Origin of the sequence: Trabulsiella odontotermitis, from assembly GCF_030053895.1 — a bacterium.
Lineage (GTDB): Bacteria > Pseudomonadota > Gammaproteobacteria > Enterobacterales > Enterobacteriaceae > Trabulsiella > Trabulsiella odontotermitis_C.
The window spans coordinates 2,369,559-2,388,788 of record NZ_CP125781.1; the positions used below are offsets into that span (position 1 = coordinate 2,369,559).

The following is a 19,230-nucleotide window of genomic DNA, read 5'->3' on the forward strand; positions in this document are numbered from 1 at the left end:
AGGTGTTATGAACAGCACTAACCAGGTAAAAGCATTACGTCTGAAAAGAGCATGGTCGCAGGAACAACTGGCCGAAATGACCGACGTCAGCGTGCGAACCATTCAACGCATTGAAAATGGCGAACGTCCAAGCCTTGAAACATTGAGCGCCCTGGCGGCGGTATTTGAAGTCAGCGTGGCGGAACTCTCAATGACGCCCGTCGACGGGGAAGAACCGCTCGATCAGCGCATCAGTGACGCCCGACTGCAGGTTGAGCAGGAATCACATTTCTGGCGGGCGGTACTGACGGCCGTGGTGATCTGTGCGCTGCTGTATGTGCTCAATCGCATGACTGAACCCGGCTACCTTTGGTCAGTATGGGTAATGGCCATCTGGGGCGCGCTGTTAGTGATCCGTGGGCTGCGCCTGTTTATGTTTGCCGGTGCCATTGAGCGCTGGAAGAAAACCCGCTTACAGCGCCTGTTAAGGAAGTGACAGGGTCACGTTACTATCGTCCGTGCGCTTCTCTCTCCTGCATATCGATGGGCGAGAACCGCAAATAAAACAGCGTGAGCAGGCAGATTATCGCGCCTGCACAGAAGGTATACTCTGCGCCCCACAGTTCCCAGATCACACCGGCGCAGACACTGGCGAGCAACAGCCCGACGCCACTGACCATGCTGAAAATACCGAATGCCGTGCCCCGCAGATCCTGGGGCGCGGTTTTCGCGATCATCGCAGCCAGTAGCCCTTGCGACATCCCCATATGTACCCCCCACAGCGCCACACCGAAAATAATGCCGATCCAGTGTGTACTGATCGCCAGCACGATGTCGGCGGCAATCAGCACGATCAGACCCAGTTGCAGTAACCGGGTGTGACTCATGGCATCTGAGAGTTTACCGAACGGATAAGCAGAGAAAAAATAGAGCAGATTCATGGCCACCATCACCAGCGGGATCAATGCCAGAGGAATGCCCGCCTGCTGGGCTCGCAACACCAGAAATGCCTCGCTGAAGCGCGCAAGGGTGAATACAGCGCCAAGGCCAATCACCCACCAACAGTTTTTCCCTAACCGACGCAAATTCTCGCCTTTGATGGGGTTGCTGCGCTTATGCGTCACCGGTGTTGCCGGTTCTTTGAGGCCAAAAAAGAGCAATGCCACCGCCAGCACGCCAGGGATCACCGCCACCCAGAAAATAGTGCGGAAATCATTGTTCCACAGCAGCATTAGCGCGACGGCCAGCAACGGTCCCATAAACGCGCCGATGGTGTCCATCGACTGGCGCAAGCCGTAGGCCGCACCACGGATTTCAGGCGGTGTGACATCCGCGACCAGCGCGTCACGCGGCGCGCCACGGATCCCCTTTCCGACGCGGTCAATCAGCCGTGCACTGAGGATCATTCCTGACGTCGAAGCGATGGCAAACAACGGCTTGCTCAACGCCCCCAGCCCGTAACCGAGCAGCGCCAGCCCTTTACGTTTTCCCAGGTAGTCGCTAATCGCCCCTGAAAAGACTTTAATGATAAGTGCCGTGGCTTCTGCCAGTCCCTCGATAAGTCCAATCAGAATAACGCTGGCGCCAAGCGTGGTGGCCATAAACAGCGGTAGCAGACTGTGGATGATTTCTGACGAGATATCCATCAGCATACTGACGCCACCGACAACCCAGACACCTTTTGGGATACGACTTAATGTTGAGAACCGGGAAAACATGTGGCAACTCCAGCAACACGAAAACCCGCATTAAAGCCTGAAAACGGGGGAATTATCAATAAACAGGCAATACGTGAGCGTATAGTGGCTGAAACGAAGCGCGAACGCGCCTGACGCAGGACTGTCGTTAGCTATGGAATTGTTGTTTTTTAAGCTGGTTGCCACCCCGCTCTTACTGCTTGCCGCCACCCTTGCCGGACGTCGCTGGGGTGAAACCGTCGGCGGGCTTGTCGTTGGATTGCCGCTGACCTCCGGCCCGATCTCGCTGTTTCTGGCGCTCGAACAGGGACCGGCGTTCGCCACGAATGCCACTTCCGGATCGCTGTGCGCCACTGCGGCGCAGGCTTGTTTTGCCGTGGCGTATTGCCGCATGGCACAGGCTGGCTGGGGCAAAGCCCTGCTCGCAGCAACCATCGCTTTCGCACTCACCGCGGGGTTGTTGCAGGGAAGCGCGCTTTCACAAACGGCGCTGTTTATTATCGATATTCTGGTGATGGCGCTCGCGCTGGTTTTCATCCCTAAAACCACCTTCAAAAGCCACAAACTCCGGCCCCCGCGCTGGGATCTGCCGGTCAGAATGCTGCTGATTGCGGCGCTGGTTGTTGCTGTCACACTGCTGGCGCCCTTTGTCGGTGCCGGGGTGAGCGGGATCCTGGCAGCGTTCCCGTTGATGGCGACTATTCTGGCGGTCTTCGCCCAGCGTAACCATGGCCCGCTGGCTGCACAGCAGGTGATGCGCGGAATGGTCGGCGGCTCGTTCAGCTTCGCGGTTTTCTTCTGGTCCCTCAGTTTATTACTTCCCCGTTTCAGCCTGTTGATGGCCTACACCATCGCCGTTGTCCTTGCGCTACTGGTGCAGTCCGTCTCGTTAATCCGCATGCAACGACCTACTCCGAACACGCTGACGCATTGAGGAAAGTAAAAAAAAACCGCCATTGACTGGCGGCAAATGCTTGCATGGATAGATTCGTATTTTACTTTTCGCGCAAACCCACATTTCCATGTGGCGTTCACGCTATCAGCACTACGCTATCATGCGTATCTTCAATGGAGTCTAAACGACGACGGTATTACGTCTCGTCGCTTAATCCCCGGTTTTTCAGCATCGGTTCGATAGCCGGATCGTGACCGCGCCAGGTGCGATACAGCGCTTCCAGATCTTCGCTGTTGCCTCTGGAGAGCACAGCTTCGCGAAAGCGCTGGCCGTTTTCCCGGCTGAGACCACCCTGCTCGACAAACCACTGGTAGCCGTCGTCTGCCAGCATCTGCGTCCACAGATAGGCGTAATAACCCGCCGCATAGCCACCGCCGAAAATATGGGCAAAATAACTACTGCGATAGCGCGGCGGCACCGCGTCGAGCAACAATTTTTCCGCCTGCAACGCCGCCGCTTCAAACTGCACCACATCCGTGGGCAGCGCCTGCGTTTTCAGGCTGTGCCAGTGCATATCCAGCAGCGCTGCGCTCAGCAGTTCCGTCATGTCATAACCTTTGTTGAAGGTCGCCGCGCGGAACACGCTGTCGCGCAACGCGTCAGGCATCGGTTCACCTGTCTGGTAGTGACGGGCGTAATGGGCAAACACCTGCGGTTCGCTGGCCCAGTGTTCATTGATTTGCGACGGAAATTCGACAAAATCTCGCGGCGTACGGGTGCCGGACAACCCCGGATAGCGCTGTTCGGCAAACAACCCGTGCAACGCATGGCCAAACTCGTGAAACATCGTGATGACGTCATCCCAGGAGAGCAACGCGGCGCATCCGGCGGCGGGTTTCTGGTAATTGCAGACGTTATAAATCACCGGGCGCGCGTCGAGCAGCGTCGATTGCTGGACAAAGTTATCCATCCACGCGCCACCAGCTTTTGAATCGCGGGCAAAGAAATCGCCATAAAACAGCGCCAGCCCTTCGCCGTCCACGTCGAAAATTTCCCAGACACGGACGTCAGGGTGATACACGGGAATATCCAGCCGCTCAACAAAGCACAGGCCGAACAACTGTGATGCTGCCCAGAATACACCGTCATGCAGCACCCGGTTGAGTTCGAAATAGGGTTTAATCTGGCTTTCATCGAGAGCGTATTTCGCCCGGCGCACTTGTTCGCTGTAAAACAGCCAGTCCCACGCCTGCACCGTAAAACGGCCCTGCTGCTCGTTGATCACTTTCTGAATGTCAGCCTGTTCCGCCAGCGCGCGGTGACGTGCCGCCGGCACGATTTTTCGCATAAAAGCCAGCGCAGCGTGCGGTGTTTTCGCCATCTGATCAGCAATGCTCCAGCTGGCATAGTCGTCAAAGCCGAGCAGTTCCGCCTGACGGGCGCGAACAGCGACGATCTTCAGCACCAGCTCGCGCGTATCGTTGGCATCCCCTTTCAGGTTGCGCATTTTGCCGGCGTTGAACAGGTTTTCCCGCGTCTGTCTGTCGGTCAGCGCTGCCAGCGCCGGTTGTTGCGTGGTGTTGGTCAGCGTCAGCAGCCAGCGATCGTTCAACCCTTTCGCCTGCGCAGCTTCTTTAGCGGCGGTAATGTCATCATCGGACAGCCCGTCAAGTTGATGACGGTAATCCACCACCAGTCCACCCGCTTTGACGGCGGCCAGCAGTCGCTGACTGAACTGACTGCTGAGTGTGGCGATTTGAGTATTGAGCGCTTTCAGCTCACGTTTCTGCTCTGCCGGCAGCGTCGCCCCGGCCAGTAAAAATTGCTGTCTGACCACCTCTGTCAGGCGTAAGGATTCCGCATCCAGCCCGAGCGAGTCCCGCTGCCGCCAGACCGTTTCGACCCGGCTGAACAGTGCGTCATTGAGGTAAATATCGTTCGCGAGCGCAGCAAGCTCCGCCGAAAAGGCTTCATCGAGTTGCTGGAGGGTGTCATTGGTATTGGCAGACGCCATAGCGAAAAACACCTGCGTCACCCTGGACAGCATCTCACCGCTCTTCTCCAGCGCCTCGAAGGTATTGGCAAACGTCGCAGGCTCCGGGTTACTGGCAATTGCCGCAATCTCGGCCCGTTTGCGGCGCACAGCTTCATCAAAGGCCGGACGGTAATGGCTGTCCTCAATACGGTCAAATGGCGGTGCCTGATACGGCAACAGGCTGGTTTCGAAAAAGGGGTTATTGGCAGGCATTATCTTCTCCCGGAATTTCAGTACATTGCCCAGAGTAGGCGTCGCCTGCGAAAACCGCAATGCTTTCGCCGCTGGTATGCTTTTTCAGCAGTGCCAGATCGTGCTATGGTAGTACGACATAAAAAGCGTTGAGGAACAGTGAGATGATTGTACTGGTAACCGGAGCAACTGCAGGTTTTGGTGAATGCATTACTCGTCGTTTTGTCGCTAACGGGCATAAAGTAATTGCCACGGGCCGTCGTCAGGAGCGTTTGCAGGAATTAAAAGAAGCGCTGGGCGACAACGTGCTGACCGTTCAACTGGACGTGCGCAACCGTGCTGCCATCGAAGAGATGATCGCCGGGCTCCCTGCCGACTGGCGCGATATCGACGTACTGGTGAACAACGCCGGGCTGGCGCTGGGTATGGAGCCTGCGCATAAGGCCAGCGTTGAAGACTGGGAAACGATGATCGACACCAACAACAAAGGGCTGGTCTACATGACCCGCGCCGTGCTGCCGGGCATGGTGGCGCGTAACCGCGGTCACATCATAAATATCGGTTCAACCGCCGGTAGCTGGCCGTACGCCGGCGGTAATGTGTATGGCGCGACGAAAGCGTTCGTTCGCCAGTTCAGCCTGAATCTGCGTACCGATCTGCACGGCACAGCGATCCGCGTGACAGACGTTGAGCCGGGTCTCGTGGGTGGGACCGAATTCTCCAACGTTCGTTTTAAAGGCGATGACGCGAAAGCGGACAAAACCTACGAAAACACTACGGCGCTTTCCGCTGAAGATGTCACGGAAACCGTCTGGTGGGTGGCGACACTGCCGAAACATGTCAACATCAACACGGTCGAAATGATGCCTGTCAGCCAGTCCTTTGCTGGTCTGAACGTCCATCGTTCCTGATAAAAACCCCTGCCCGGCGCCTCGCCGGGTATGGGCGTGATGATGAATTAAGCGTAAAATAGCGCTGTTATTTACCAGAAAGTAGAGCCAATGGCCGTCGAAACGCAACTGAACCCAACACAGCCCGTGAATCAGCAAATCTACCGGATTTTGCGTCGGGATATCGTGCATTGCCTGATCCCGCCGGGAACGCCGCTGTCAGAAAAGGACGTCTCCGTGCGCTTTGACGTGTCGCGCCAGCCGGTGCGGGAAGCGTTTATCAAACTGGCTGAAAACGGCCTGATTCAGATCCGCCCCCAGCGTGGCAGCTACGTTAATAAAATCTCGCTCTCCCAGGTCCGCAACGGCTGTTTTGTCCGTCAGGCTATCGAGCGCGCCGTCGTTCGCCGCGCGGCGGGCATGATTGACGATGCCCAGTGCTATCAACTGGAGAAAAACCTGCAGCAGCAGCGCATTGCCATTGACCGCCATCAGATCAATGATTTTTTCCAGCTCGATGATGAATTTCACCAAACGCTGTCAGCCATTGCCGACTGCCAACTGGCATGGGACACCATCGAGAATATTAAAGCCACCATTGACCGGGTGCGCTACATGAGTCTGGATCACATCTCCTCTCCGGAAATGCTGCTGCGCCAGCATCATGACATTTTCGCCGCGCTGGAAAAGCGCGATGGCGACGCCGTGGAAAATGCCATGGCGTTGCATCTGCATGAAATCAGCGAATCGGTGTTGTTGATTAAGCAGGAAAACAGCGACTGGTTTAGCGAAGAGTAAAAAGCAAAACCCCCTCAGCGAGGGGGTTTTTTATGGCTGACGCTTAGCGGCTGGCGAACTGCGCCACCGTGGCTTTGGCGCCTTTTTCCAGCAGCAACAGATAGGCCGAAGTGACGTTTTTGACAAACGTGCTTTCCAGCGGCAACTCTTTGCCGAAGATAGCCTCAATGCCGAGCAGCGCCTGAACGCGCGTTTCCCCTTCCTGACTCTGTTTCACCGCCTGCTGGATCACCGGCAACAGCGGATCACACACTTCAATGGTATTCCCTTGCTCATCCACACCACCGACGTAACGCATCCAGCCCGCCACGCCGAGCGCCAGTAAATCAAAGCGGCTCTGATGGGCCAGGTGCCAGCGAACGGAATCCAGCATGCGCTGAGGCAGTTTCTGGCTGCCATCCATCGCGATCTGCCAGGTACGGTGACGCAGTGCCGGGTTGCTGTAGCGTTCGATCAGCAGATCCGCATAATGCGCGAGATCCACGCCCTTCACTTTCAGCGTCGGCGCCTGCTCTTTCAGCATCAAAGTATGCGCGGCATGACGGTAGTTTTCGTCTTCCATGCAATCATTGATGTGCTGATATCCCGCCAGATACCCCAGATACGCAAGGAACGAGTGGCTGCCGTTCAGCATACGCAGTTTCATCTCTTCGAACGGGATAACGTCTTTCACCAGCTCAGCACCGGCTTTTTCCCATGCCGGACGCCCCGCCACGAAATTATCTTCAATCACCCACTGACGGAACGGTTCACAGGCCACACCGGCCGGGTCGCGGACACCCGTAATGTGCTCGATTTTGTCCAGCGTGTCGGCGGTCACGGCTGGCACGATGCGGTCAACCATCGTTGACGGGAACGTGACGTTTTTCTCGATCCACGCTGCGAGATCGTTATCAACGGCGCGCGCGTACGCGCAAACCACATTACGCATCACATGACCGTTTTCCGGCATGTTATCGCAGGACATCACGCTGAACGCCGGAAGCCCCGCCGCTTTACGACGCGCCAGCGCTTCCACGACCACGCCCGGCGCCGATTTCGGCTGATGCGGATTTTGCAGGTCAGCGGCAATTAACGGGTGATCGAGCATCAGTTCCCCGGTCGCCGGTGAATGGCAATACCCTTTTTCGGTAATGGTCAGCGAAACGATCGCCACCTGCGGCTCGCACATTGCCGCCAGCACGGTTTCCAGGCCATCAACCTGCGCGTGCAGCGCCTGTTTCACGACACCCACAACGCGCGCGGTCCAGGCATCGGCGGACATTTCTGCCACGGTGTAGAGCTTATCCTGATGATTGAGGTCAGCGATCTGTTGTTCGCCGCCGATCAGGTTCACTTCGGTATAGCCCCAGTCACTGCCATGTTCTGCTGCCAGAATATCTGCATAGACTGCCTGATGCGCGCGATGGAAAGCGCCAAAACCAAGGTGCACAATGCGCGGCACCAGTTTGTTGCGATCGTAGCCAGGAAGTGTTGCCTTAGCCGTCAGTAACGTGTTTTGCATTTTAATACTCACAGTGTAGAAAACGGGTTGCCATACTAGATTAACGAGAGTTTTTGCCCATGTTTTGACTTACGTTAATTTATTGGCAAGTGGTATAACATCATTTCAAAGTTGTGTGACACCAATGCCGTTACGGGTGTGTGCTGCCCTCTCTGCTGCATCCTCCACCAGGCTTAAATCACGGTCGCACACCTCTGGCATCAGGATGGCGGCAATCAGGCCAATCGCTGAATAGCCGATCAGCATGATGGCGATCGGCAGCCATGAGCCGGTCATATTGCAGAAGATCCCTGCCAGCACCGGGCCAAACCCGACGGCGATCAGCCCGCCTGCTTCTTTGGAAATTGCCATCCGCGTAAAGCGGTTCCGCGAACCAAAGATTTCCGCCATGGTGATATTTTCGAGGGCAAAGACACCCAGCACCGCGACGTTATGGATAACGATAATTGACGCCATGATAGTGCCCGGCGCGTAGCTCTTGTCGACGATAATCGCCAGCATTGGCCACGCCAGGAGCATGGCGGAGATATTGACGATGATATAAGGCAGGCGACGGCCAAACTTGTCTGACAACCAGCCCAGCAGCGGAATGGTGATAAACCCAAGTACCGAGCTGAGCATCAATGCATCCGTGGGAATTGCCTTGTCAAACATCAGTTGCTGAACGAGGTACCCGGCGAGAAAAGTCTGGATAAGCCCCGAGTTCCCGGCTTGCCCGAAGCGTAACCCGGTCGCCAGCCAGAACGATTTGCTTTTGAACATCGCGCCCAGCGTACTCTCCTGCGGTTCGCGTTGTGCCAGAGCGACGTCGTTTTCGCTGACCTTTTCAAACACTGGGCTCTCTTTAAGATTCAGCCGTAGCCAGATAGCGAAGATCATCACCACGACGCTTGCGAGAAACGGCACGCGCCAGCCCCACGCCACCAGCGCTTCACGATCGAGCGCAAAAAACATGATTGCCCAGATGGCGGTGGCGCTCAGCGTTCCACAGTTGGTACCCATCGCCACCAGCGACGAGATGATCCCCCGCTTCCCTTTTGGCGCATACTCCGCCAGCATGGTGCCCGCACCGGAGATTTCCGCGCCCGCGCCGAGCCCCTGAATAATGCGCAAAGTAACCAGTAGCACCGGCGCAAAAATCCCTACCTGCGCGTAGGTGGGCAGGACACCGATCAGTGTGGTGCAGATCCCCATCATCGTGATGGTAATGAACAACACTTTTTTGCGGCCAATTCGGTCACCCATCTTACCGAAGACAAATGCACCAATAATGCGGGCGATATATCCCGCGCCATAGGTGCCCATCGCCAGAATCAACGCCATGGCGGCAGATTGTTCAGGAAAAAAGATTTCATGAAATACCAGCGCCGCGCCGAGTGAATAGAGCTGGAAATCCATAAACTCCAGCGCGGTGCCCAGCCAGCCAGATACCGCCGCTTTGATCAGATCCTTTGTGCTTCTCTCATGTGTATTGTGCGTCATAGTCGCCATCTCTTAGGGGTAAGATGCGTACAGCTCAACCGCATGGGTGGTGGTTATTTCGCAAAAGTCAGTAAAACTTTGCAGCAATGTCGTTGGTCCTTTTCAAACGTCTCAATGGCTTCGATAACCTGTGAGGCGTCGTAGCGGTGCGTGACCAGCTTGCCGGGGTCGATAAGCCCCTGACTGAGCCAGTCAATTACCTGTGGGAACTTGTTCGCGTTCAGGCGTGAAGAGAAAATCGACAGCTCTTTGCCGGTGACCTGCTGTTGCACAATCGCCGTCGGTTCGCTGGAGAATCCCATGATCACAATCCGCGCGGCGGGTGACGCCAGGCGGATCGCCTCCGGCAAAATGGTCGGATGGCAGGCCGCATCGACAATCAGTGTCGGCTGGATGCCCTTTTGCTCCAGCCACGTCGGTAACGACTGCTGGCTGTTGTTGAAGATTTCATCCGCGCCGCTGCGTGTTGCCATCGCCAGACGTTCATCGATGCGATCGACGACGATCACTGTTCTGACCTGATAAACACCTTTCAGCACCTGCACCGTCGTCAGCCCCATCGGGCCTGCGCCGTACACCAGCGCCACGTCCTGCGTCATCGGGTTAACCTGCCCGCAAACGTTCGCCGCAATGGTAAACGGCTCAATCATGACCGCATCGTCATCAGCAATGGCTTCCGGGATCGTCCAGGCGTTTTTCGCCGGTACCATCGCGTAATCGCTGAAGCCGCCGTCACGATGTACGCCAAGAACAACCAGTGACGTACAGACGTTCGGCTTGCCAACAGAACAGGGATAGCAATGGCCGCAACTGATTACCGGGTCAACAGACACCCGTTCGCCGATCCGCTGCGGACTGACTCCGTCGCCAGTAGCATCAATCACGCCAAAAAATTCATGACCGATGGTGCGTGGGTATTTAGCAAACGGGTTGTGCCCGCGATAAATATGGCTGTCTGAACCACAAATCCCGGCCAGTTTTACCCTGACCCTGACCTCTCCCGCGCAGGGTTCCGGCAGCGGGAGATCGGCGATATCCAGTTCGTTCGGTTGCTGAATGACGATGCTTTTCACTCTTTTCTCCTTTTTCAGATAAGCGTTGAGGCTTGCTTAACCTCCGGACCTGCCTTTACCGCGTCGCTGCACCACAGTTTGTCGTAGTCGTAACCGGTTAAATCCTCAACGATATGGCGCGTGTTGGCGGTAACGTCTGATTTCAGGCCGTGCGCTTTCAGGCGCTCCACTTCATCAACAAAAATCTTGTGGGTGCGTTTATTCAGGTGGAAAGTCAACGCCTGCCAGAGAGCAATCAACAACAGACCCGCCGTACCGATGAACAGCAACATGGCGATGGTGTTAATGGCTTCCTGCGGCTGCACCTGGCTGCCTTTGACAAAGCCTCCGCTTTGCAACAGCAAACCGACAATGAACGTGGCGATAGCGACGGTGGTTTTCCGCGAAAAGGTCATCACTGCCGCGAACAGCCCTTCACGGCGCTGGCGGGTGATCATTTCATCGATATCAGGAATGAACGGGAAAACGTTCCACGGGGTAAATTCCAGCACGCAGCGCCCGACCTGGTAGATCCCGGCGAGGATCACCAGCAGCACGACTTTGTTGTCTGTCGGGAACTGGTAAACCAGGAAGAAACCACCCAGGCACAGCATCATCACGCTGTAGGCAAAGATGTAGAGGCGTGACGGGCCATATTTGATAATGGCAACCCCTGCCGCGAGCGTAACCGGTAAACCAACGATACTCATCGACAGCAGAGTACCAGCCAGCGACGATGAAACGTTCAGGCAATAGACGCAGAAGAAAACAAAGACCGTGTTATAGACATCTTTTGCGGTGAATGAGAAAAGGTAGATAGCCAGATGTTTCCTGAACGCTCTGACTTTCAGCGTCGAGGCATACTCTTTAAACAGCCCACCAAATGCCGCCAGTTTTTCGCTCATCGTGCGGACGGTGCGCGTGGTTTCCAGCTCTGCTTTCATTTCCGGAGTTAGCTCGCGCTCCCAGGTGACTTTCCAGGAGACCAGTACACAGACCATGAACAGCACCGCAAACACGATCCCGTTGATCAGATAGGCGTTAGCGTTGTGCTCGCCAAAGTAGTTGATGAGCAGCCCTGGAATAAAGGTCGCCAGAAAGGTACCGGAAGCGGAAAGGAACATGCGGCAGGTGGAGAGTTTGGTCCGCGAGTTGAAATCACGGGTCATCTCTGACGGCAGCGTTTCCCACGGGATCAGCACCATCGCGGCGATGATTTCAAATGCCAGATAGACCGCAAGGTAAAAGGCGTAGTTCATCCCTTCGACCCACAGCAAGGCGTAGACCAGCATCAGCGGCGCGCCGATCAACAGAAAGAAACGACGACGGCCGAATTTTTTACCCAGATAGTTTTTATAGAAATGGTCGGTAAAGCTGCCCATAAACAGGCTGACGATCGCATCGACGATACGCGCAATCGCCACAATAGACGCCGCTTCAACCGGAGAAAGACCGACAAAGGTTGTATAAAAATATAATAGCCAGGCGCCAATGACCGTAAATGCGCCACCACCCATAATGTCTGTCAGACCATAACCAATACTAACCGGTATGGTGATTTTTTTGTTTGTACGGGACATAGTTGTTCTACCCCATCGGATAAGAGGTTAAAAGTTAAAATAATGACTGGCGTTATCGTGACAAATATTTTTAATCATCCGGGTTAATATCTCCCGGTCGTCAGGAATTTCACCGTGGGCGACCCAGCCACCAATCAGATTGCATAATATTCTGCGGAAATAGTCATGACGGGTGTAGGAAATAAGACTGCGGGAGTCCGTCAGCATTCCGATAAAATTCATCAACAAACCTTGATCGGCCAGGGTATTTAACTGGTTCTCCATTCCACGACGCGTATCGTTAAACCACCATCCTGATCCAAACTGAATGGGCGATTTCACGCCCTCTTCCGCAGACTGGAAATTGGCGATGGTCGAGGCAACCACATCGTTATAGCTGGCGTTTAAGTTATAAAGAATGGTCTTCGGTAACGCGTTGCGCTTCGCCAGTGCATCCAGAAATTGATTCAGATTCGCCGCCAGATCCGTTTGATCATTAATGGAGTCAAATCCGCTGTTAATACCAACCGCCGATAGCATCCTGCTGTTATTATTGCGAATGGCGCCGAAGTGAATTTGCATGACCCATTTTCGCGCTTTGTAGTGGCGGGCCAGCATCAGGAACAGCGCGCTGGTGAATACATCCTGTTCTGCCGAAGAGAGCGCTTCACCCGCCCGTTTGCGGGTAAACAGACGTTCAGCTTCACCAGGTTCAGCCTCGCGAAAACCCATCGCCAGCGGGCCGTGGTCGGAAATACGACAGCCAGACTCATGAAACCAGTCAATACGTTTTTCAATCGCCTGGCTGAAATCCGCCAGAGATACGATATTCTGCCCGGTCGTCGCGCTTAATTTTTCAATAAACTGAGCAAAACGTTGTGGATCGTTTTCAAATACGTCGTCCGGGCGGAATGTTGGCAGGACTTTCACCGGGAATGACGCGTCATCACGCAACAGACGATGATATTCCAGCGAATCCAGCGGTGAATCAGTGGTACAAATAACTTCCACGTTTGAACGGGTAATTAAGCCGCGCGGTTTAAAATCATCACTGGCTAGCTGACGATTACACGCCGACATGATCTCGCGCCAGTTATTCCGGTTCAGCGTCTGATCGATACCGAAATAAAATTTCAGCTCCAGATGCGTCCAGTGATACAGCGGATTACCAAAACAGGCTTCTACCGTTTCTGCCCACACGCGGAATTTTTCTTCCGCGCTGGCATTCCCGGTAATGAGATCCTCGCTAATACCATTGGCGCGCATTGCACGCCATTTATAATGATCCCCTGCCAGCCAGAGCCGGGTAATATGGTCGAAGGTGTGATTCTCGTAAATCTCTTTCGCATCCAGATGGCAATGAAAATCGATAATCGGCAGGGTTCGCGCGATATCGCAATACAGTTTCACACCTGGTGCGTTGTTAATCATAAAGCTGTCATTGATAAAGCTCATGATCGTCTCCGGTTTACCAGTTCCACAACGTGCCGTCTTCAAGACGGGCTACGGGCAGACAGGCGGGTTCGTAGGGATATTTCGCGGCGAGTTTTTCATCGAATTCAATACCGATGCCCGGCTTGTCACCCGGATGCATATAGCCGTCATCGAAGGTCCAGCTGTGCGGGAATACTTCCAGCATTTGTTCGGAATAGCCCATATATTCCTGGACGCCAAAGTTCGGCACCCACAGGTCGAAATGAAGCGCGGCGGCCATGCAAATCGGCGACAGATCGGAAGGACCATGTGCGCCAGTGCGGACCTGGTAAAGAGAGGCGAAATCAGCAATGCGGCGCATGCCGGTGATGCCGCCCGCATGGGTCAACGTTGTGCGGATGTAGTCAATCAGTTGCTCTTCGATAAGCTGTTTGCAATCCCAGATACTGTTAAATACTTCCCCGACGGCAATCGGCGTTACCGTATGCTGGCGAATCAGGCGGAAGCTTTCCTGGTTTTCCGCTGGTGTCGGATCTTCCATCCAGAACAGGCGATAATCCTCGATGCTCTTGCCAAAGCGGGCCGCCTCAATCGGCGTCAGGCGGTGGTGCATGTCGTGGAGCAAATGTTCGTGGAAACCAAATTTTTCACGCACGGCCTCGAACAGTTTCGGCGTGAAATCGAGGTATTTTTCCGTCGACCACAGTTGTTCGTCCGGCCAGGCGCCTTTAGTTGCCGGTTCGTAGGCCAGCCCTTTTCCTTTCGCCATGCCGTACGTGGTTTTCATGCCCGGAATGCCGCACTGTACGCGGATGGCTTTAAACCCCATCTCCTTGTGGCGCGCGTAATCATCCAGCACGTCGTCAATGGTATGACCGGTGGTGTGGCAGTAAACCATCACGCCGTCACGGGATGCCCCGCCCAGCAACTGGTACAGCGGCATGTTGGCGGCTTTCGCTTTGATGTCCCAGAGCGCCATATCAATCGCCGAGATGGCAGACATGGTGACCGGACCGCGACGCCAGTACGCGCCTTTATAGAAGAACTGCCAGATATCTTCGATGCGCTGTGCGTCGCGGCCAATCAGCTGCGGGCAGAGGTGATCTTTAAGATAGGACGCGACCGACAGCTCGCGTCCGTTCAGGGTGGCATCGCCCAGTCCGACTATGCCGTCCTCGGTGGTGATTTTCAGCGTGACAAAGTTACGCCCCGGACAGGTGACAAAAACATCAGCACCAACGATTTTCATTTTTTACGATCCTTACATCTCAGCGGGTAATGCCGAAACTTTATGTATTTGCCTACTACCATACAAGTATATCGATCACAAAAATGACATCGCCCTGGATTATTTTTCAGATTCTCCGCTGCCCTCTCACCCCTTGTGTGAATGCGCCGTCTGACATTAACTAATGCGTTTTCTGGCCAGAATGTTGTAAACTTTGCACAGGGATTAACCGCATTCATCACCAAAGGAAACCGCAATGAAAACTACGCTTAGCAAACGCCTGTGCCTCGCGGCAATGCTGACGCTGGGTGCCCTCGGGTACACGACTTCCTCTTTTGCCGAAACCAGCAAACTGGTTATTGAATCCGGTGACAGCGCGCTGAGCCGTCAGGAAGCGGCAATGCAAAAAGAGCAGTGGAATGACACCCGCTCGTTACGCCAGAAAGTGAATAAACGTGCTGAAAAAGAGTTTGATAAAGCTGATGTGGCGTTTGATGCCCGCGACAAATGTGAGCAGAGCGCCAACATGAATGCCTACTGGGAGCCCAATACCCTTCGCTGCCTCGATCGTTCAACCGGCCGCGCGATCAACCCATAATCCCGACGGGTGCCGCCTCCCGGCACCCTTTTCACTCGTTGTTACAGTAAGGATTTTTCATGGCTGACGCCTGGACTATCAAGCTACGCCCGCTTGAGCGCGAAGACCTGCGCTTTGTTCATCAACTCGACAACAACGCCAGCGTCATGCGCTACTGGTTTGAAGAGCCGTACGAAGCCTTCGTCGAACTCTCCGACCTGTACGACAAACACATCCATGATCAGAGCGAGCGTCGTTTCGTGGTGGAGTGTAATGGTGAGAAAGCGGGTCTGGTTGAGCTGGTCGAAATCAACCATGTTCACCGCCGCGCCGAATTTCAGATAATCATCTCCCCGGAATACCAGGGCAAAGGACTGGCGTCGAGAGCGGCAAAACTGGCGATGGACTACGGCTTTACTGTTCTGAATCTCTATAAGCTTTATTTAATCGTTGATAAAGAAAACGAGAAAGCCATTCACATCTACCGCAAACTGGGCTTTATGGTGGAGGGAGAACTCATCCATGAGTTCTTTATTAATGGTGAATACCGCAACACCATTCGGATGTGCATTTTCCAGCAGCAGTATCTTTCCGGGCATAAAACCGGGAATACGCTGCTGAAACCCACGGCTCAGTAGTATTCAATATTGTTTTTGATGGTGTAATTCCGCGTTACCGGCGGTTTTACGCTTTCATCAACAATCTGCAATTCACAGTTGACGGGGTTGTCGTGGCGATCGTAGTCGCAGCTTTGCCTGACGTTGCCGATCCGCCGGTCATTCAACGTGCTGATAGCGGTGTAATCCATCTTTTTGCGTTTATCTTTTGACGGCGTGGCAACCACCGACAGATGCTCATCCTTCGCTTCGGTGGTTTTCCCCAGCGGATAACCATCACTGTCGTAACGATAGGTAATGCGCATATCTTCACCGCGCGCGGAAATAACAAAACCATTGTCATCGGTGTCCCACGTCACGCCCGAAGCGGGCAACGCCGCCAGTTGACACTTTCCCTGCAACCGCAACAGCTTTTTCTGCGAGATAGCATCAAGGTAATAGTTGGCATCCAGTACCAGTGACGCGCCGGTGTTGTTTTCCAGATCGTGAAATTCCAGCAGGTCGAAGCACCCTTCTTCCGACATCTTGCCGGTCACGTATTTCGACACTTTCCCTTGCGCGTCCATCAGCGTCTGGCTGAAATCTTTCACCGGGCCGCGCAACGGGTCAAAATCAAACTCGCTGGAAAAGCTCGCCATTTCCGGGGTAAAAGCCGCTGGCGTCGACGAATTATCACATCCCGCTAAAATCAGCGTCACTGGCGCCATCATCAGCAATTTCTTCACGCTTTTTTCCTGTTCGGAGTGTTTTCCCGTCAATAGTAGCAACTAAACCCCGCTTTCGAACAGCCATGACATATGACTTCCACGCTCCACATTGGGATCAGCAAGTTAGCTCTGCTATCCTTTGAAGACTATCCAACACAAGGAGGCGAATATGAAATCTGCAAAATGGTTACTGGCATTATTGATTGCGGCATCCACGCCCGCGCTGGCGGCCCCCGATTCCTGCGAACGCGTAAAAGAGGAAATCGCGCAAAAGATCATTAACAACGGCGTCCCGGAGTCTGGATTCACCCTTGACATCGTCCCGAACGATCAGGCTGATAAGGCAGGCTCGCAGGTGGTTGGTCACTGCGCGAACGACACCTTTAAAATTCTCTACACCCGTACAAATGATGCACAGTAATGCGTGACAACGTCACGAATCTCTATAATAAAAGCGTGAATTAACTGAAGTTGCCGGGCAGACAGAACGCTGCCCGGTGGTTTAGGGTATTACGCGAAAACGCGGTCTACCGCCAGCACGCTGCCGAGGATAGAAACATCGACATAGTGCGACAGGTCGCGCTGTTCGGCGCGTGGCAGGTACGGCAATTCACCGATGAGCGGCGCAGGAAGCTTTTTACTCAGGACTTCTATGATTTCAGCATAATGCGCCAACCCCGGGTTGATGCGATTCGCCACCCAGCCAATCAGCGGCAGACCATCATTGGCAATCGCCTGCGCCGTCAACAACGCATGGTTGATACACCCTTCCTGGATCCCCACCACCAGTATGACAGGGAGTTGTTCCTGCACTACCCACTCTGAGAGCGGACGCAAATCGTTCATCAGGCTGCGCCAGCCGCCGGTGCCTTCCACCACAACGTGATCGACCTGCTGGCTCAGTTGCGCCAGACCGTTCGACAGCAGCGAGTAATTAATTGGGCCACTGTGCGCAACACTGCTTTCCTCTTCACTGAAGGCCAGAGGATTGACCGCCGCATAAGGTAAATCCGGTGTGGATACACTTTGTAGCACCAACGCATCTTTGTTACGCAGCCCGTCTGGCGTCTCTTTACTACCCTTCGCAACCGGTTTGTAGCCTGCAACGCTTTTGCCGCTGGCAGCCAGCGCCTGCAGCAAAGCGCGGGAAACGACAGTTTTCCCGACCGCAGTATCAGTTCCCGTTACAAAGAAACGCTTAAGCATCACTAACTCCACAGTTATGCCGGTAAAATATCAAGAAAGGTAATTATTCAAAGTAATGAAAGTCTACGCGATGCCAGAATGGTACAGATTGAGATAGCGCAATTTTTCTTGAACTACGAAAAATTGTTAACCCTGTAACAGTCGAATCAGTAAAGATCCGTTATAGAGAGCGTCCTTTACCAGTGCGGCCCCGGCCATGGTGCCACGGTTGGAAAATTGCGTGCTTTCCACCGCGATATGCCGACTGTAGGCGGGTAAGGATTGCTGGCGAATACAATCTGTTATCGCCGGGAAGAGAATGTCTGCCGCCTGGTTAAACGGCGAGCCGATCAATATTTTTTGCGGGTTAAACAAATTCACCATGATCGCGAGGATGCGCCCGACGTTAGTGCCGACGCCGCTGATAATGTCTTTTGCCAGCAGATCCCCTTTCAGCGCCGCCTGACACAGCCAGTCTACGCTGAGCGGTTGCTGATGCAGCATAGAACTCATCGACTGGTTCATCCGCACCTGCGCCAGTTCCAGTACGCTTTCTACACTGGCGATAGTTTCCAGACAGCCATGGTTGCCGCAATAACAGCGTTTGCCGTAAGGATCGACCTGCGTATGGCCAATCTCCACCAGGCTGCTGCTACCGGCATGGAGCAGTCGCCCGTCGGTGATCACCCCGGCGCCGACGTTATGGTCGATGACCACCTGAATCACGTCGCGGGCGCCACGCGAGGCGCCAAACAGCGATTCGGCCATGGTCCAGGCGCTGATATCGTGCTGAATGTACACCGGTACGCCGGTGTGCTCAGCCAGCGTTTCGCCAAGCGGCACGTCCTTCACGTCGTCATAAAACGGCATCCGGTAAATAATGCCGTTTTCCGTATCGATAATCCCCGGCAGGGTAATGGCGATCGCGGTCAGACGTTCCAGCATGTGCTGATGGCGGATAAAAAACTGGTCGATGTGAGTAATGATGCGGGTCAGAAACGGGGTGGGATCCTGTAACGGTAGCGGCAACTGTTCTTCCACCACCAGCTTGCTGCTGAGATCGCGCAGCGCCAGATGGATTTCGCCACGGTTAATACGCAGCGACAGATAATGCCACGCTTCTGTCTCTACCATCAGCCCGACGGCGGGTCGGCCACGGCTGCCTGGCTCCTGGATTTCCGTCTCCTGCACCAGATGCGCTTCAAGCATTTCGCGAACAATCTTGGTGATGCTGGCCGGAGCCAGTTGCGCGAGCCGGGAGAGATCAATGCGCGAAACCGGACCGAGCTGATCAATCAGGCGATACACCGCTCCTGCGTTCGTCTGCTTTATTTGATCAATATGCCCTGGCTGACTATCGGCTACCACCACTGTCTTCCTTATTTTCGCGCTTCGAAAT

The 19,230-nt window shown here is 54.5% G+C and carries 18 protein-coding genes; 7 read left to right on the plus strand and 11 right to left on the minus strand.

Annotation, left to right across the window (positions count from 1 at the left end; translation table 11 throughout):
- Positions 1-7: 7 nt before the first annotated feature.
- Positions 8-475 (plus strand): helix-turn-helix domain-containing protein, encoded by a 468-nt coding sequence (locus tag QMG90_RS11295; RefSeq protein WP_283279710.1) that lies wholly within the window; start codon positions 8-10, stop codon positions 473-475.
- A 13-nt stretch (positions 476-488) separates the two neighbouring features.
- On the opposite strand, the gene QMG90_RS11300 is transcribed toward QMG90_RS11295, so the two are convergent.
- Positions 489-1,697 carry an MFS transporter gene (locus QMG90_RS11300; RefSeq protein WP_283279711.1) on the minus strand — a complete coding sequence of 403 codons (1,209 nt, stop codon included), beginning with the start codon at positions 1,695-1,697 and terminating at the stop codon, positions 489-491.
- Positions 1,698-1,830: 133 nt separating this feature from the next.
- On the opposite strand from QMG90_RS11300, the gene QMG90_RS11305 reads away from it, so the two are divergent.
- Positions 1,831-2,610 (plus strand): hypothetical protein, encoded by a 780-nt coding sequence (locus tag QMG90_RS11305; protein WP_283279712.1) that lies wholly within the window; start codon positions 1,831-1,833, stop codon positions 2,608-2,610.
- A gap of 157 nt (positions 2,611-2,767) precedes the next feature.
- Here the strand turns inward: QMG90_RS11305 and dcp are convergent, their stop codons facing one another.
- Positions 2,768-4,819: a peptidyl-dipeptidase Dcp gene (gene dcp / locus QMG90_RS11310; RefSeq protein WP_283279713.1), complete on the minus strand. Its 2,052-nt coding sequence runs from the start codon at positions 4,817-4,819 to the stop codon at positions 2,768-2,770.
- A 143-nt stretch (positions 4,820-4,962) separates the two neighbouring features.
- Here dcp and ydfG point away from each other — a divergent pair, with 143 nt between their 5' ends.
- The gene (ydfG, locus tag QMG90_RS11315) at positions 4,963-5,709 is read left to right on the plus strand and encodes a bifunctional NADP-dependent 3-hydroxy acid dehydrogenase/3-hydroxypropionate dehydrogenase YdfG (protein ID WP_283279715.1); all 747 of its coding nucleotides are present in this window, start codon (positions 4,963-4,965) and stop codon (positions 5,707-5,709) included.
- A gap of 90 nt (positions 5,710-5,799) precedes the next feature.
- Positions 5,800-6,486 (plus strand): GntR family transcriptional regulator, encoded by a 687-nt coding sequence (locus QMG90_RS11320; protein WP_283279716.1) that lies wholly within the window; start codon positions 5,800-5,802, stop codon positions 6,484-6,486.
- 43 nt (positions 6,487-6,529) lie between these two features.
- Here the strand turns inward: QMG90_RS11320 and QMG90_RS11325 are convergent, their stop codons facing one another.
- From QMG90_RS11325 to manD, 6 genes are all read right to left on the minus strand, one after another.
- Entirely contained in the window at positions 6,530-7,990 is a 1,461-nt protein-coding gene (locus QMG90_RS11325; protein ID WP_283279718.1) for a mannitol dehydrogenase family protein, read from the minus strand.
- A 105-nt stretch (positions 7,991-8,095) separates the two neighbouring features.
- Positions 8,096-9,472, minus strand: a complete 1,377-nt coding sequence (locus QMG90_RS11330; protein WP_283279719.1) for an MFS transporter — start codon at positions 9,470-9,472, stop codon at positions 8,096-8,098.
- A 53-nt stretch (positions 9,473-9,525) separates the two neighbouring features.
- Entirely contained in the window at positions 9,526-10,545 is a 1,020-nt protein-coding gene (locus tag QMG90_RS11335) for a Zn-dependent oxidoreductase (protein WP_283279720.1), read from the minus strand.
- A gap of 14 nt (positions 10,546-10,559) precedes the next feature.
- Positions 10,560-12,104: an MFS transporter gene (locus QMG90_RS11340; RefSeq protein ID WP_283279722.1), complete on the minus strand. Its 1,545-nt coding sequence runs from the start codon at positions 12,102-12,104 to the stop codon at positions 10,560-10,562.
- A gap of 27 nt (positions 12,105-12,131) precedes the next feature.
- Positions 12,132-13,538 carry a glucuronate isomerase gene (uxaC, locus tag QMG90_RS11345; RefSeq protein ID WP_283279723.1) on the minus strand — a complete coding sequence of 469 codons (1,407 nt, stop codon included), beginning with the start codon at positions 13,536-13,538 and terminating at the stop codon, positions 12,132-12,134.
- Positions 13,539-13,551: 13 nt separating this feature from the next.
- Positions 13,552-14,766, minus strand: a complete 1,215-nt coding sequence (manD, locus tag QMG90_RS11350) for a D-mannonate dehydratase ManD (protein ID WP_283279725.1) — start codon at positions 14,764-14,766, stop codon at positions 13,552-13,554.
- A gap of 235 nt (positions 14,767-15,001) precedes the next feature.
- Between manD and QMG90_RS11355 the strand changes: the two genes are divergently transcribed.
- A complete protein-coding gene (locus QMG90_RS11355; protein ID WP_283279727.1) occupies positions 15,002-15,343 on the plus strand; it encodes a DUF1283 family protein in 342 nt (113 codons plus the stop codon).
- 59 nt (positions 15,344-15,402) lie between these two features.
- The gene (gene speG, locus QMG90_RS11360) at positions 15,403-15,960 is read left to right on the plus strand and encodes a spermidine N1-acetyltransferase (RefSeq protein WP_283279728.1); all 558 of its coding nucleotides are present in this window, start codon (positions 15,403-15,405) and stop codon (positions 15,958-15,960) included.
- Here the strand turns inward: speG and QMG90_RS11365 are convergent.
- Positions 15,954-16,664, minus strand: coding sequence for a YnfC family lipoprotein (locus QMG90_RS11365; protein WP_283279730.1), 711 nt, complete (start codon positions 16,662-16,664; stop codon positions 15,954-15,956). The genes speG and QMG90_RS11365 overlap by 7 nt on opposite strands.
- 151 nt (positions 16,665-16,815) lie before the next feature.
- On the opposite strand from QMG90_RS11365, the gene QMG90_RS11370 reads away from it, so the two are divergent.
- Positions 16,816-17,067, plus strand: a complete 252-nt coding sequence (locus QMG90_RS11370) for a DUF1161 domain-containing protein (protein ID WP_283279731.1) — start codon at positions 16,816-16,818, stop codon at positions 17,065-17,067.
- A gap of 89 nt (positions 17,068-17,156) precedes the next feature.
- Here QMG90_RS11370 and bioD read toward each other — a convergent pair whose 3' ends face one another.
- Positions 17,157-17,852: a dethiobiotin synthase gene (gene bioD / locus QMG90_RS11375; protein ID WP_283279732.1), complete on the minus strand. Its 696-nt coding sequence runs from the start codon at positions 17,850-17,852 to the stop codon at positions 17,157-17,159.
- A 126-nt stretch (positions 17,853-17,978) separates the two neighbouring features.
- Complete coding sequence (mlc, locus tag QMG90_RS11380) at positions 17,979-19,199, minus strand: sugar metabolism global transcriptional regulator Mlc (protein ID WP_283279734.1); 1,221 nt, start codon at positions 19,197-19,199, stop codon at positions 17,979-17,981.
- Positions 19,200-19,230 lie beyond the last annotated feature (31 nt).

What these genes read in the sequence shown, in the direction of transcription:
- QMG90_RS11295 (WP_283279710.1), top strand. Translation starts at nt 8, where the DNA reads ATGAACAGCACTAACCAGGTAAAAGCATTACGTCTGAAAAGAGCATGG.
- QMG90_RS11300 (WP_283279711.1), bottom strand. Translation starts at nt 1,697, where the DNA reads ATGTTTTCCCGGTTCTCAACATTAAGTCGTATCCCAAAAGGTGTCTGG.
- QMG90_RS11305 (WP_283279712.1), top strand. Translation starts at nt 1,831, where the DNA reads ATGGAATTGTTGTTTTTTAAGCTGGTTGCCACCCCGCTCTTACTGCTT.
- dcp (WP_283279713.1), bottom strand. Translation starts at nt 4,819, where the DNA reads ATGCCTGCCAATAACCCCTTTTTCGAAACCAGCCTGTTGCCGTATCAG.
- ydfG (WP_283279715.1), top strand. Translation starts at nt 4,963, where the DNA reads ATGATTGTACTGGTAACCGGAGCAACTGCAGGTTTTGGTGAATGCATT.
- QMG90_RS11320 (WP_283279716.1), top strand. Translation starts at nt 5,800, where the DNA reads ATGGCCGTCGAAACGCAACTGAACCCAACACAGCCCGTGAATCAGCAA.
- QMG90_RS11325 (WP_283279718.1), bottom strand. Translation starts at nt 7,990, where the DNA reads ATGCAAAACACGTTACTGACGGCTAAGGCAACACTTCCTGGCTACGAT.
- QMG90_RS11330 (WP_283279719.1), bottom strand. Translation starts at nt 9,472, where the DNA reads ATGACGCACAATACACATGAGAGAAGCACAAAGGATCTGATCAAAGCG.
- QMG90_RS11340 (WP_283279722.1), bottom strand. Translation starts at nt 12,104, where the DNA reads ATGTCCCGTACAAACAAAAAAATCACCATACCGGTTAGTATTGGTTAT.
- uxaC (WP_283279723.1), bottom strand. Translation starts at nt 13,538, where the DNA reads ATGAGCTTTATCAATGACAGCTTTATGATTAACAACGCACCAGGTGTG.
- manD (WP_283279725.1), bottom strand. Translation starts at nt 14,766, where the DNA reads ATGAAAATCGTTGGTGCTGATGTTTTTGTCACCTGTCCGGGGCGTAAC.
- QMG90_RS11355 (WP_283279727.1), top strand. Translation starts at nt 15,002, where the DNA reads ATGAAAACTACGCTTAGCAAACGCCTGTGCCTCGCGGCAATGCTGACG.
- speG (WP_283279728.1), top strand. Translation starts at nt 15,403, where the DNA reads ATGGCTGACGCCTGGACTATCAAGCTACGCCCGCTTGAGCGCGAAGAC.
- QMG90_RS11370 (WP_283279731.1), top strand. Translation starts at nt 16,816, where the DNA reads ATGAAATCTGCAAAATGGTTACTGGCATTATTGATTGCGGCATCCACG.
- bioD (WP_283279732.1), bottom strand. Translation starts at nt 17,852, where the DNA reads ATGCTTAAGCGTTTCTTTGTAACGGGAACTGATACTGCGGTCGGGAAA.